The following is a 12,727-nucleotide window of genomic DNA, read 5'->3' as shown; positions in this document are numbered from 1 at the left end:
AATTTTAGTTGCTACAACTGCGTCGTCTTCTTTTTTTTGTCATTGTAAATGTTTTTTAATTAGTTTTACAAAGGACTAACATTTTCAGGTGACGCGCTACCGAAGGTTTAGTTCAACCGCCGTTTGGCAATATGGCGGGATTAGGATTAATGGAAAGTTGGTTTTGTACATGGAAAATTAGTGTTTAACCGAAAGTTTAGGCTTCCTTAATCCGCCACATCGCCAAGCGGCCAATCGTTAGCGGTCATTGTATCGTGATTTTCAATAAATGACAAAAGTGACATTGACAGGCATGTTTAATAACCAGTTATCAACTTAGAAAAATGAAAGTCCATACTACAAATTATTTTGACACTTTTATAGAAATTGCAGAAGACACAAAAGTTGACTGCGGAACAAAACCACCAGTTAAAGAAAATAGAACTATTGCCGAGATGCAGTATGATTTGATAGCGAGAAATCCATATAAATTTACTTCCGACGATATATTGTTTCAGGTGTTTGCAGACAGAAATGACTTGACCAAAACCGAATATAAACAGGCCCAAGAACAGTTTTTTTCAAAAGGACAAGCCTGTCTCAGAGCATCGCCGTTGACAAAAACATATGGCTTTGGAATTCACTTTGACAGTAAGGGGAAAATTGCAATTTACGGAGCGGAAACACCTGAATATGCAAAATTTACTACCGACAATAATTTGAAAAAAGTAAAAGCTGTACGATCAAAAAGATAAACGAGTGAAGTTAAATTATGGAACAACGAACCCCCCCCCACTGGAGCTCGTTTGTCAACGTTCTTTGGTGCTTGATTGCATCGAGTGCCTACTTAAATTGCTTGGTAAATCGTAGCGTTTGTAACGCGGTTAATGACAAGAAATTGTATTTTGCACTTAGGCAGCTATTGGTGCTTTGCTCTTGCCGCCCACAGCTAATCGAAGGCTGCAGGAAAGAGTTTGAATTATAGTTGAAATCCCATATATTTACTTTCTAATTATCAAAATTGAGTTCGTTTGGAGGTTTTTAGACGAACTGACGTTATGGGCAAGTTTAAAAAATGCGTCGTCCTAAAATAGGTTGACTAAAAATTTAAAAACTAATAATATGAAAAACACTCTTTTAATTGCACTTACTTTAATAGCAAATTTTGTTAGTGCCCAAACTCAATTAAGCGATTATTACGACGCTAGTTCTGCTAACAGACCTGAATTTTCTTATAATATAACAGTGAGAATTCAAAAAAATGAAGGAGCAACTACTGATGCAAAGCGTTATACAGCAACATTAGTACAAGCATCGCCAGATTCCAAAGGGTATTATAATGCCAATCGTGATAATAAATTTTACACTTGTAGTCAGTTAGGGAATATCTGTAATCCTAATAACTTTCATCGAATAAGTGTAAAGATATTTTATAATTGTAATGGTCAACAAAAAGTTACAAGTATGAGTTTTAGCAATTTGAACGATCAGCAATTTGTTTCCGTCGTTCTTGGAGCTGGCGGAAAATTCTGTGAGTCAATAGATTTTAATTCTATGGAAGCAACAGGTGCTGTTTTAAACCCAATGCATTTGGGACAGATTATTGATAAAATAAATCAAATAGGAACAACGACGACTACTCAAAACAATTCTAATAATAACAATCTTACGACTCAAACGGTAACAACAAAGACAAGTAATCAAACAGAAAATACAACCGCCAAACCATTAGATAATTACGACCCTAATACAGGTTTGTACACAAATCCAATGGCGAACAACACTAGCACTGGCTCTAGTGAGGTGGATAATTTTAACAAAGGCTCCCAACAAGCGCAACAAATTGTTGATGTCGCAACAGGAATAGTAGACTTATTTGCTCCCACTCCAGCACAATTGCAAAGAAGAGCAGCTACAACAGCAGAATATGAAAGAAAGAAAAAAATTGAAGATGATATTAAGTGGGAAAATAAAAAAATTGAAGATGGGGAACGATTTCGAGTATTATATCTCCCATTAATGAATGAAGCCATTAATGGAGACGAAAACACCAGAATGATTTTATACTACTCTAGTTATCATTTATTATCAACACAACTTGTGCCACAGAGAAAGGCATGGTTTGATAATGCATACAAAAACGATAATCTAGATGCTGTTTTAGAAATGTCAGCCAAATTGGTTGCAGATGGCAAAGACGGAATGCCACTGATAGAACGGGCCGCTAGTTTAGGAAGCGCAGATGCAATGTTAAAATTGGCAAGATGGTATGATTCAAAAAGCTTTTCATACCAGGGAATTAATATAAAAGGTGGTGGAAACGCAAAATTAGCTATAGAATGGTATACGAAAGCTGCAGAGTTAGGTAGCCCAAATGCCATGTACTATCTGGGAATGATTTATAAATATGGCTGTTCCGAAAAAAAATATAATACTCATTGGGAAAAACACAAAATAGGAACTAATGAAAAAATAGCTTTCGAGTGGTTTACAAAAAGTATTGTACCTAATTACAAAATTTCGTTGTACTATTTTTGGAATAAATCTGGTTTTAAGGATTACACCAGCATTGGTTCTTATTTTGAAAAGGAATCATATTTAGAGTTAGCAATAATATACAAAAAAGGAGAAGTAATTGCTAAAAACAAAGCCAAAGCGGAAGAATTTGAGAATAGTTATAAAAATTTTGTGCCTGAACCTGAGTATGCAAATAAGGCAGAAGATGCAAAAGCGCAAAAATTAGCTTATTTAGCCAGGATCAGAGCCACCTCCATCAAATCGGATTCAGGTCTGGAATATAGTATCATTCAAAAAGGATTTGGTGGGAAACCAGTTGAAGGAACAACTGTTTATGTGCAATATTCTGGCTATCTTGAAGATGGAAGCCTTTTTGACAGCACTTATGAAGAAGTGATTAAAACCTATGGAAAATTTGATCAGGACAGAGCTTCACAAAATGGCTACCAGCCTTTTCCTTTTCAGTATGGTAAAAAAGACGGCTTAATCCTAGGTTTCTTAGAAGGATTGAATAAGATGTCTTTTGGCGATAAAGTGGTATTATTTATTCCATCAAAATTAGGGTATGGAGAAGGAGGTACCGGTAGTGTTATCCCCCCCAATGCAAATATTATTTTCGAAGTTGAATTATTGGAAACATTGCCTGTTGTTGCTCCAAAACAATAAATCACAATTTTAATTATAGCAAAGGTTATGTCTGTTAAACTTATACGAAGTACTCTTGATGTTTCAAATAAAAAAAACAATTTCTGCAGTATAGAACAAAAAAAGGAGGCCTTTTAAAGGGCCTCCGATTGTAGATTCTGATTTACCATTTATCAACTCATACCGTTAAGCATGAAATGATTATTTGAATTAGCTTTTCTTTTCAGATAGTTTTACTCAAGTGATTAATCAAAACCACACTCAAAGATACAATTATACAAACAGTAAATAATTAGAAATAAACGCTTTAACTATTAATTAACCTATTAACTATGAAAAACCCGCTGTATAGTAAGTTCAGGATTAAGGATTATATTTGTATAGTTATAATAGGATTTATTTAATAATCTATATAGTTATTTTAGGACGGGACAAGGACGGGTCAGACGGGTCAAAGGACGGGACAGGACGGGTCATTGAGAATAGATAAAGCATAGATAAAGCATAGATAGTGTATGGATAATGCAGAATGGCTTGTGTCAAATAATAAAACAGAAAAGAAATAATATTAGACAATAAATATTTCCCTTTTTGTACTTTACCTTTGTCGAACTTATAAAAAAAACATTCGCATTAAAGTTTAAAGGCCCGAATTCAATATGAAACGAGAACATTATATCCCATTTGATAAGGAATTCTTACTCGAACAACAACTGGCAGAATATATTGGAGATATAAAACAGATTGAGGATTTCAAAAAGCTATTCGATATAATTGAACATTATTTCCACTACGAAGCATTTAACCTAATCCGTAATTTAAAACAAAATTATGCATTATTCGACCCAGATATAAATCTAAAAGAACGAGTAGCATTTATTGGCAAAAGTGACTTTTCGCTTTTCAAAGAAACCCTTCTTAAAGTTCTTGATTTAAGTAATTACAGTCGTGTGGATCAAGAAACTTTAGACAAAGCTTTCAAAGATTCAGATTTGATAGGTTTAAAACTTGCCATTGATTTAGGTGCATATAAAGATTATGAAATATATGTAAGAGGTCAACATACAACGACAGAGAAAGTAAGTAAACTCTTTTTTTGGAAGAAGGAAATAGAGATTGAATACTATGATCGTGTCATGATTTACCTTAATTATCACGATACAAGTTACTATAACGAAAAAAAAACTCGATTAGACAAAATGCCGATTGACCCTGGGTCGATTGTATTAAAAATCTTCAAGCGCGTTCCTAAAAACGATCTAGAAACTATATTCCCGAATGCAGTCCCAATGATGTCAAAAACCGATAAAATATTATTATGGGTGCCAGGTCTTGTAGGGGGTGTTTCGTTATTGAGCACTAAAGTAATTCCAGCATTAATTGCAATGCAGGCGGCATACCAATCTGGTGAAACCATAGATTTGTTAAATAGTAAAACCTCATTAAATCAAGGTTTAATTGCCCTTGGAATATTGGGTGCATACTTGTTCCGTCAATACAATAACTTTGTAAACAAGAAAATAAAATATTCCAAAATGCTTTCGGATAGTCTTTATTTTAAAAATCTGGGAAATAATAGCGGTGCCTTTTATTCTTTATTAAACTCTTCGGAAGAAGAAGTACTTAAGGAAACAATCTTGGCATACTCTTTTTTAAACAGAAGTAAGGAACCCTTAACAGCTTCAGCACTCGATCAACAAATTGAATCGTGGTTTAAAACAAAGCATAGTACTGACCTTGATTTTGATGTAAAAGACGCTTTATTGAAATTAAAAGACATTGGTCTTGGTATCGAAACGAATGGTAAATGGGAAGTTATACCTTTAGACAAGGCTCTCATTAGAATAGATGAAGTATGGGACGAGGTTTTTGAATATAACCGAAAATAGTTTTTCCCCGATAACTCGGATTTAGATGAATGTCAAAAAAAATCAAAATCGGCTGTTGCAATAATTTGCAATAGCCTATTAAAATATAGCATAAAAAAATGCTAGACTCTTGTGAAAGAATCTAGCATTTTTAGTATTAGGAAGCCTGTTTTATTTTTTGACTATTTTGTCTGTAAATAGTACTTTGCTGTCAGCGCTCAAAGTGTAAATGTAAACGCCTCTTCTAAGTTGGCTCACATTTATTTGTGTTGTATTTTCAGTTGTGTTTCCAATTATTTCTACTGGTGTTCCAACTAAAACTCCAAAGATGTCATATAGTCTTAACGACATATTTTTTTTGGTATCCGTTTTTATGGTAATGTTAACGAAATCAGTTGCTGGGTTAGGGTAAGTTTTTACTGAAAGCCCTGCATTTGCTTCAGAGTCTTTTGGTGATAAAGCTTGAACAACGGTTACGGTAAAGGAACAGCTTGTTGTATTTCCAGATGCATCAACTACTTCATAGGTATTAGTTGTTGTACCTATTGGAAAAATACTTCCTGATGTAAGTCCCGCAGTTTGTGTGACAGCAATTCCTGAGCAATTATCAGTTCCTACTGGAGCGGAGTACGTTACTATCGCTCCATGTAATTTACCTTCTTTTTTCTGAATGATGTTAGCTGGACAGCTTAGCATTGGTAATTCATTATCGGTTATCGTTACGTTAAATGAACAGGTCGCTGTATTGCCAGAGGCATCCGTTACTTGAAATGTATTGGTTGTTGTTCCTATTGGGAATATAACACCCGAAGCCAATCCAGCTGTTTGAACAGTGGTTGCTCTTGGGAAATTGTCAGTTCCTATTGGGGCTGTATAGGTAATTACTGCACCACATATTCCTGTGTCATTACTTTGTGTGATTGTAGTTGGAGCTGCAATAACTGGTAATTCCGTATCAGTTATTGTTAGAGACTGACTAACATCAGCAGCAGCTAAATAATAGTCATTTCCTGACTGAGAAGCTGTGATTGTAGCAGTGCCTGCATTAATTATTTGGATTTTTCCGTTACTAATTTTTGCAATAGTTTCATTAGAACTTGCATAGGTAATCGCTAAACCAGATGTAGCCGTGGCTGTTAGATCAAAAAAAGTAGCACCATTCGTAACATCAATTGATGGGAAGTTGATGCTTTGTTGTGCTTTTTTAAGATCAAAACGAGCAATAACGGGTCCGTGATCAGATGTTGTATTTACATAATTAGAAATATCCAAACGCGGGTCATAAACGGCAACGGAATTCGGAACGTACTCGCTCGTTAATTCATTAGAAACAATAATGTGATCTAAAAAACCTCCAGAACCAAGATAAGAATAAGCTCCTGCTTTGCTGATGTCTAATGTTAAAGCATTATAACGATCGGTGTCTTCCACCATTTTTTGATAGGATGAAGGATTAGGAGTAATAACTGATACATCTACATCATCGTTGTAATCCCCTAAAATCATAAAGTTTGCATTTGGATATTCTGCATCCAAACTGTCCTTTAAAAATTCAACGTCGTATTTACGCATATTGTATTTAGAGATGTCGCTACCACTATTGGCTCGGGCATGAATGTCAATGATATTAATTTCTTTTTTTACTCCATTAATATTGGTTTCAATATTCACTAAATAAGGCAAACGTCCTGAGGCGAAGAAGCTAGAACTGTTTCCACCTGGATAATTAGGTAAATTGGTGTTTCCGGCACGAATATTATCGTATAATTCGCTAAACAAAACACGTGTTTTATTTACTTTGGTTGTTTGAGTATTGTAAAGAACGACCAATTTTTGAGGAGGGAAAAGGGGATCTGGTGGAGTAAATGAATAAGACCAAACTGGCGAAATACTTTTGTCAAATGTTTTACCGTTAATGCTTATTTTTTGGATCAGACTATCCAAAGAAGGTTCATCGGAGACTTCTTGAACTACGTAAACATCGGCATTTAATTTATTCATTACTTTGGCTACATTATCAACTTGCAAAGCATCATCGATTGGGCCAAATTCTCCGCTTGTTCCAACTACATTGCTTCCAAAAAACTCTAAGTTGTAACTTACGATATCGAAGGTTTCAGATTTTGGCAAAGACGAACCTGTAAAGAAACCTATTTGTTGGTTTAGTCCAGTAGCAGTTGCGGTTAATGAGCCTTCTAAATTTAACGCTTTTACAGCAGGGGCAAAACGAGCATAAATAGTTTTACCTACTAATGCGTCAGCTGCTGAAATAACCAGGCTTGATTGAAAATTTATATTGTCAAGAGCTAATTGATACTCTGATGGTGCTGAGATTGTAAAATCACCATAACCTCCAGCCATGAAAATAAAGGATTGACTGTCGGAAGTTGAATTTGGGTTCACTTCGCCAAAATTTAAAGTAGGATTAGAGGCTAAAAAAGTTGACTCATTAGTAATGCTCACATCGTCAATTGTCCATTCAGCAGCATTGTCTCCACCTGAAGCTGTAGTTTCATATACCCAAGCCACATAAGTGTTATTGGTTTTATAGGCTTCTAAATTGATGAATTTAGATTGTTTGAATACACCTGTAGTTGAAGGAAAATCACCTTCAAGTGCAGTCCAAGTGGCAGTTTCTGGGCTGCTTGTTCCATCATAATCAAGAGAAACCATTAATTTTAAGTTAGGACCAGAATAGAATTTACGTGCATAAAATGATACTAGAGGGAATTTATCAAAACCATCCAAACGTAATTTAGGTGAAATTAACCAGTCCTTACTTGCTCCGTTTTCAGAGTAACCATTTATTAACACTGCAGCTGGAGAACTATTAAAACGGCTACTTGTACTAGCCCATTTAATTTTATCACCTGCTGTACTGTGAGCCGTCCAACCACTGTTTGTGAGTACATTTACATCGTTAAAATTTTGAGAATAAGGATTGATTCCTACACCGGATAATCCCAGTGTTTTAGTACTCGCTCCTGAAGTTTGATGGATTATTTGTCCTGAAAAATTAGCTGTTGTATTAGGTGTAAATCGTGCATAAACCGTAGGAGTATTGTTAGTATCAAAATCTTGTGTACCAAAAACCAAAGAAGATTGGAAATTATCGTTTGGATTTTTTGAAATTGTAAAATTATTTGAAGCAGTTACCGTGACCACATCATTAAGATGTATTGCCTGAATTTGATAGCTGATTGTTTTTGATTCAAAATTTTGTTCTGAAAAACCAAAATCTAATGCAGCTTTTGTTGTTGATAATGATGGAACTATAATATTAGAGGTTCTTACATTCAGCTGATTACTGTCGGTTTGAAGATTACCATAAAAATCCTCTGAAATAGAATAAAGAATATAATTAGTATCAATAGTTAAACCGGAAATACTTTTAGTATAAGTCAAGATTCTATCGGTAACATCAAACATACCAGATTGCAAAGCGGCATTTCCATTGGCATCTAAACCAGATTTTATTTGAGCAGCACTAGGTTTTGAATTTCCGGAGGCTAATAATACAAAATACGTTTTTCCAGTTTCGTTCAGTTGAATTGAAAAGTCAAAACCATTGGATAGGATGTTTTCTATTTTTGGATACCCCTCAGTGAATGCAGGTGGAGTAACGTCATTTTGAATACTAATATTATCAATGGCAAAGGAAGGACGTGAGCCAGCTCCGGAATTTTGTTTAGAAACCCATCTTAATTGAACCACCTCTTGATTGTCGCATTCAGCGGGTAAAATTATTTTGATAGTTATTGGGTTTAAAGCTGTTGTTACTCCTGAAGTCGTTTGTTTAACAGTATTGCTTAAATACGAGGTTACTGGTAGCGTATTAAAAATAGACGTGTTGCCTATTCGATATTGTAAAACCATTTCATTAATACGGGTATTGCTCGTTCCGTCATAAGGATTACGAATCACCATAGCATCATATTGTACTTCAATACCTGACTTTCCTAGTGTATTGATAGCCAAACCAATCGTTAGGTCTAAAGAGCCGGAGTTTAAAAATCCAATTTTTCCATTGTAATTGTGGATATTTCCACTCGTGGTAGAAGCTGAACTGCTTGCTGTTAAGAGTCTGTCTCCTACTAAGATGGCGTTTGTATTGTACGAACTTCCAGGAGCAGCACTTGCAGTCCAACCTTGAAATCCTGAAGGATATGTGGTTGAGGCTGGTGCCAATGAAGAAAAATCTTGTACGTAAGGCAAATTTTGTGGCACTGGTGATGTTCCCTGAGCAAATAAGGACAAGGAAAAGCAACAAAAAAGACTTAAAAAAGCCATGAGATGGCGAGTTTGGTAGAAGTGTTTCATTTGTTAAAAAATAAGGTTTTTAGAATCCAAATGTAGCCTCTTTAAAGTTAAACTATTATTATAAAATTTATAAGTTTATTGTATTTGCTTAAATGTTTTTAGATTAAAATTGTTAAAAATTGGTTGGTAAGTTGAAGTATTTCGTAATTATTATCTTTGAAACTATGATATTAATGGGTTATTCATAATTTTTTTAATTACTTATTTCTTGTCAATTCTTAGCTAATCCGCTATTTCCTTTAGATAGCTGTTTATTTTTTGGTTGCTTATAACGGGTAATAGTCTATCTACATTTATGTATTGTGGGTGTGCAGTATATTTCTGGAGTAATTCTTTTGAAATGGTAAGGAGGGGGAATGCGAGTAGCAGTTGTCGTGCAGGGGAGAGGCCGATGAAAAAAGCCCTCCAGAAAATCCAAAGGGCTGATAATTGAAGATGAATTTATTTTTTTGATTCTTCTACAGAAACTTTTCTAAAATCTTTTAAAAGTTTTTCTAGCTCCAAAGTTGATTTACGAGCTCTTGGCCCGGCTGCTTTGATTCCTTTCTCGATAAGTAGTTCTGATTCTGTTTTGAATGTTTCGAATTCAGCGTTGATTTTTGCAACTAAATCTTTCATGATGATATTTACTAAAATTAGTGCGCAAAAATAAAAATTTGCCTGTTAGATATAACTAATTTGTTGTTAAAATTCTCACTTTTTTATGAGTAGCTGCGGTATCTAATTCAATAGATAAGAATGATAATTGGCTATAAGCGACTTAAGAGTGATTACTCGATTTTAATTTCATTAGCCACCAGTTTTCTAAAGACCCAATTTTTACCTGTTCCAACAGTTTTACATTCTCTTCGATCGTGTTTTGAAAAAACTCTGCCATAATTTTGGCGATATCGCTAGAGTGAATATCAATTGTGTTTTTCTTTAATATTTTTCTTATCCTTAGAAAAAGATCTTCGTTTAATTGAGCAATTTTACCCATATCTCTTCCTAAAACTCTTGCAGCAATCCAATTTAGGTTGATATCTTTATCTCCAAAAAGATCATTGTGTTTTTCATATATCTCATCAGCATACATATCAAAAAAATGCTTCAGGATTTTGCTAATGTCTTTGATATCATCGCGTCTTATTTCTGGACGTTCTTGAAAAGCAAGCAATTTGAGTAGTACAATACCAGGCAAGGTGCAAAATTTGAAACGGTGTTTTTCTTCGAGCTCAGCTTCAGGAAGACAGGAATCATATATCTCTTTGAAACCAGGCATATTGAGACTGGTAAGTCCTGTTCCTTCAACTGTTACATTAGAAGGTTTGGCTTCGATTTCTCCAAAAGGCATTAAATCTATTTGTATGATATTTTTCCATTTAAGTACAAACCTGCTCTTCGAGGTCTCCCGACCTCGAATAATTTCCTTTTATCTCCAAAATTTGTCCTAATTCTTCTAAAACTTCATTAAATTGTAATTCTTGTTGTAGTTTGAAAGAGAAATTTAATAATATGGCTAAGTGAATGCCAGCTTTTTGGATTTGTGATTGAATTGTGATTGCACTTACATAGTCATCCTTTATTTTTGCCCCTCCAGTATTGTAAATAGTATCGAGTAGGCTGCGAGATTCTTTTGGCCAAGCTATAACATCAATTAAATTTATTCCTATTTTATTGGCAGGTGTACATTGACTACTATATGTGCCTCTGTTTTTTTAATGATAATTTTATTTGGAATTGAAAGAATAGGAGAGAAGGCTATCTCAAGTGTTGATTGAAATTTCGGTCTGATTAATTTATTCTGATATTTTAGATTTAAATATCTTTTGATTAATTAATTTATTGTAAAACAGGTATTTATACTTGTATTTTTTGTTTTTTAATTTTCTACTTTCACTTATGGAATTATTAGGATGATAGATAATTCATAAAACTTATAAACAGAAAGCTATATTAACATTCATTAAAAAAGAAACATTATGGAACAGATTTTTTTTACAGAAAATTTTGATCAAGCAAAGTTAGAAATCGAAACTTTAGAAGGACGTGTTACCCAAAAGTTTACTGACTATGTTTTTGTTGCAGAAGTACCTGCAGGCGCTGACTTTAGTAAATTAAAGTATTGCAGTACTATAAAACCTGACAAACTTGATGATGTTTCTGCTTTAATGGTAGAAGCATGGGAAGGATTAAAATCTAAACAACAGAGACAAGTTAAAGAAGGAGAAGATAAACCAGTCGCATGGGATGCCAAAGGATTTCAACATCCTAAAAACCCTGATAATGATGAGCAACTGAGAGCTGATTTTGAGGGGAATAAAAAAAACTTAAAATCAACCGGGACCCCGACAAGTGAAAAAATGACGGGAAGTATTGCTTTGGGTTTGATAATTGTATCAGGAACGCCCAGTGGCTTAGGGTTTTCAGATGCAGAAAATCGTTTAGTAGTTCAGGAAGTCATGGAAGGTTGCCAGTTTTTGGCAATTGCTGGTATGCAATCCAATGTTTCTTTTGTTTATAATGTTCATCTGTTAACAATTAATGTCCCTCCAAATGCGGGATGCTCATCTTATGAAAGTTGTGAGTCAATTATGAGAGACCCAGCGTTGCAGCAATTGGGTTATTCTATGGGATATGCTGGTTGTGTAGATTTTGTTAACGACCTGAAAATCAATAATAAGACCGATTGGGCTTATATGTCTTTTATTACTAAATATCCCCTGTATCATTTTGCATATGCATATGGCGTAAATCTTTACATGGAATACTCAAATGATGGTTGGGGGCCGGATAAAATCAATCAGGTATTTGCTCATGAATCCTGTCACATTTTTGGTGCTGCTGATGAATATGGTTCATCAGGATGTACTTGTGGTGTAAGTGGTATTAATAATGTGCCTAATTTTAATTGTGACAATTGTTCAAGTTCATTCGCCAAAGTTCCATGCTTAATGAAAGCTAACACTTTAACTCTTTGTGAATGGAGTAGAGGTCAGCTTGGCTGGGGACCGTATCCTTTGAATAAGAGTATGGGAGCCATTACCATTGATAATGGAAGGCCTTATGTCTTTGTCAAAAGTAGCGATGGATTACTTTGGGTTTATTGGTGGTCAGGTAGTGATTGGATTTGGTCACCACAAGGTACTCCTATAAATGAACCTTTCTCTGATTCTATGGGAGCTATTACAGTTGATGGAGGAAGACCTTACGTGTTTGTTAAAGGCGGTGACGGAAACCTCTGGGTTAATTGGTGGTCGGGTAGTGCGTGGGGTTGGTCGAATCAGGGAATTCCCTCATCAGGCGTATCTATAACTGATACCATGGGAGCCATTACGGTTGATGGAGGAAGACCTTACGTGTTTGTTAAAGGCAGTGACGGAAACCTCTGGGTTAATTGGTGGTCGGGTAGTGCATGG

7 protein-coding genes are annotated in these 12,727 nt (G+C 34.9%); 4 read left to right on the top strand and 3 right to left on the bottom strand.

Annotated elements, in window-relative coordinates:
* Positions 1-323: 323 nt before the first annotated feature.
* The 3 genes from ACNQGX_RS17860 (at position 324) to ACNQGX_RS17850 (ending at position 5,030) form a co-directional block, all read left to right on the top strand.
* Positions 324-734, top strand: coding sequence for a DUF6157 family protein (locus tag ACNQGX_RS17860; RefSeq protein ID WP_417978583.1), 411 nt, complete (start codon positions 324-326; stop codon positions 732-734).
* Positions 735-1,101: 367 nt separating this feature from the next.
* A complete protein-coding gene (locus ACNQGX_RS17855) occupies positions 1,102-3,162 on the top strand; it encodes an FKBP-type peptidyl-prolyl cis-trans isomerase (RefSeq protein ID WP_417978581.1) in 2,061 nt (686 codons plus the stop codon).
* A 638-nt stretch (positions 3,163-3,800) separates the two neighbouring features.
* Positions 3,801-5,030 (top strand): TMEM143 family protein, encoded by a 1,230-nt coding sequence (locus ACNQGX_RS17850; RefSeq protein WP_417978579.1) that lies wholly within the window; start codon positions 3,801-3,803, stop codon positions 5,028-5,030.
* A gap of 150 nt (positions 5,031-5,180) precedes the next feature.
* Here the strand turns inward: ACNQGX_RS17850 and ACNQGX_RS17845 are convergent, their stop codons facing one another.
* The 3 genes from ACNQGX_RS17845 to ACNQGX_RS17835 all read right to left on the bottom strand — a co-directional run bounded on the left by ACNQGX_RS17845 (position 5,181) and on the right by ACNQGX_RS17835 (position 10,662).
* The gene (locus tag ACNQGX_RS17845; RefSeq protein WP_417978576.1) at positions 5,181-9,299 is read right to left on the bottom strand and encodes an HYR domain-containing protein; all 4,119 of its coding nucleotides are present in this window, start codon (positions 9,297-9,299) and stop codon (positions 5,181-5,183) included.
* Between the two features lie 471 nt (positions 9,300-9,770).
* Positions 9,771-9,947 (bottom strand): histone H1, encoded by a 177-nt coding sequence (locus ACNQGX_RS17840; protein WP_417978573.1) that lies wholly within the window; start codon positions 9,945-9,947, stop codon positions 9,771-9,773.
* A 142-nt stretch (positions 9,948-10,089) separates the two neighbouring features.
* On the bottom strand, positions 10,090-10,662 hold the full coding sequence (locus ACNQGX_RS17835) for a hypothetical protein (RefSeq protein WP_417978571.1): 573 nt from the start codon (positions 10,660-10,662) through the stop codon (positions 10,090-10,092).
* Positions 10,663-11,290: 628 nt separating this feature from the next.
* Here ACNQGX_RS17835 and ACNQGX_RS17830 point away from each other — a divergent pair.
* Positions 11,291-12,727: DUF8189 domain-containing protein (locus ACNQGX_RS17830; protein ID WP_417978569.1), on the top strand; the 1,437-nt coding region annotated here is incomplete at its 3' end.

It is taken from the genome of Flavobacterium glycogeni, from assembly GCF_048286775.1.
In the GTDB taxonomy this organism is placed as follows: Bacteria; Bacteroidota; Bacteroidia; order Flavobacteriales; family Flavobacteriaceae; genus Flavobacterium.
The sequence above is the reverse complement of the archived record's forward strand: the minus strand, read 5'-3'. Positions and strand labels throughout refer to the sequence as shown.

What these genes read in the sequence shown, in the direction of transcription:
- ACNQGX_RS17855 (WP_417978581.1), top strand. Translation starts at nt 1,102, where the DNA reads ATGAAAAACACTCTTTTAATTGCACTTACTTTAATAGCAAATTTTGTT.
- ACNQGX_RS17850 (WP_417978579.1), top strand. Translation starts at nt 3,801, where the DNA reads ATGAAACGAGAACATTATATCCCATTTGATAAGGAATTCTTACTCGAA.
- ACNQGX_RS17845 (WP_417978576.1), bottom strand. Translation starts at nt 9,299, where the DNA reads ATGGCTTTTTTAAGTCTTTTTTGTTGCTTTTCCTTGTCCTTATTTGCT.
- ACNQGX_RS17835 (WP_417978571.1), bottom strand. Translation starts at nt 10,662, where the DNA reads ATGCCTTTTGGAGAAATCGAAGCCAAACCTTCTAATGTAACAGTTGAA.
- ACNQGX_RS17840 (WP_417978573.1), bottom strand. Translation starts at nt 9,947, where the DNA reads ATGAAAGATTTAGTTGCAAAAATCAACGCTGAATTCGAAACATTCAAA.
- ACNQGX_RS17860 (WP_417978583.1), top strand. Translation starts at nt 324, where the DNA reads ATGAAAGTCCATACTACAAATTATTTTGACACTTTTATAGAAATTGCA.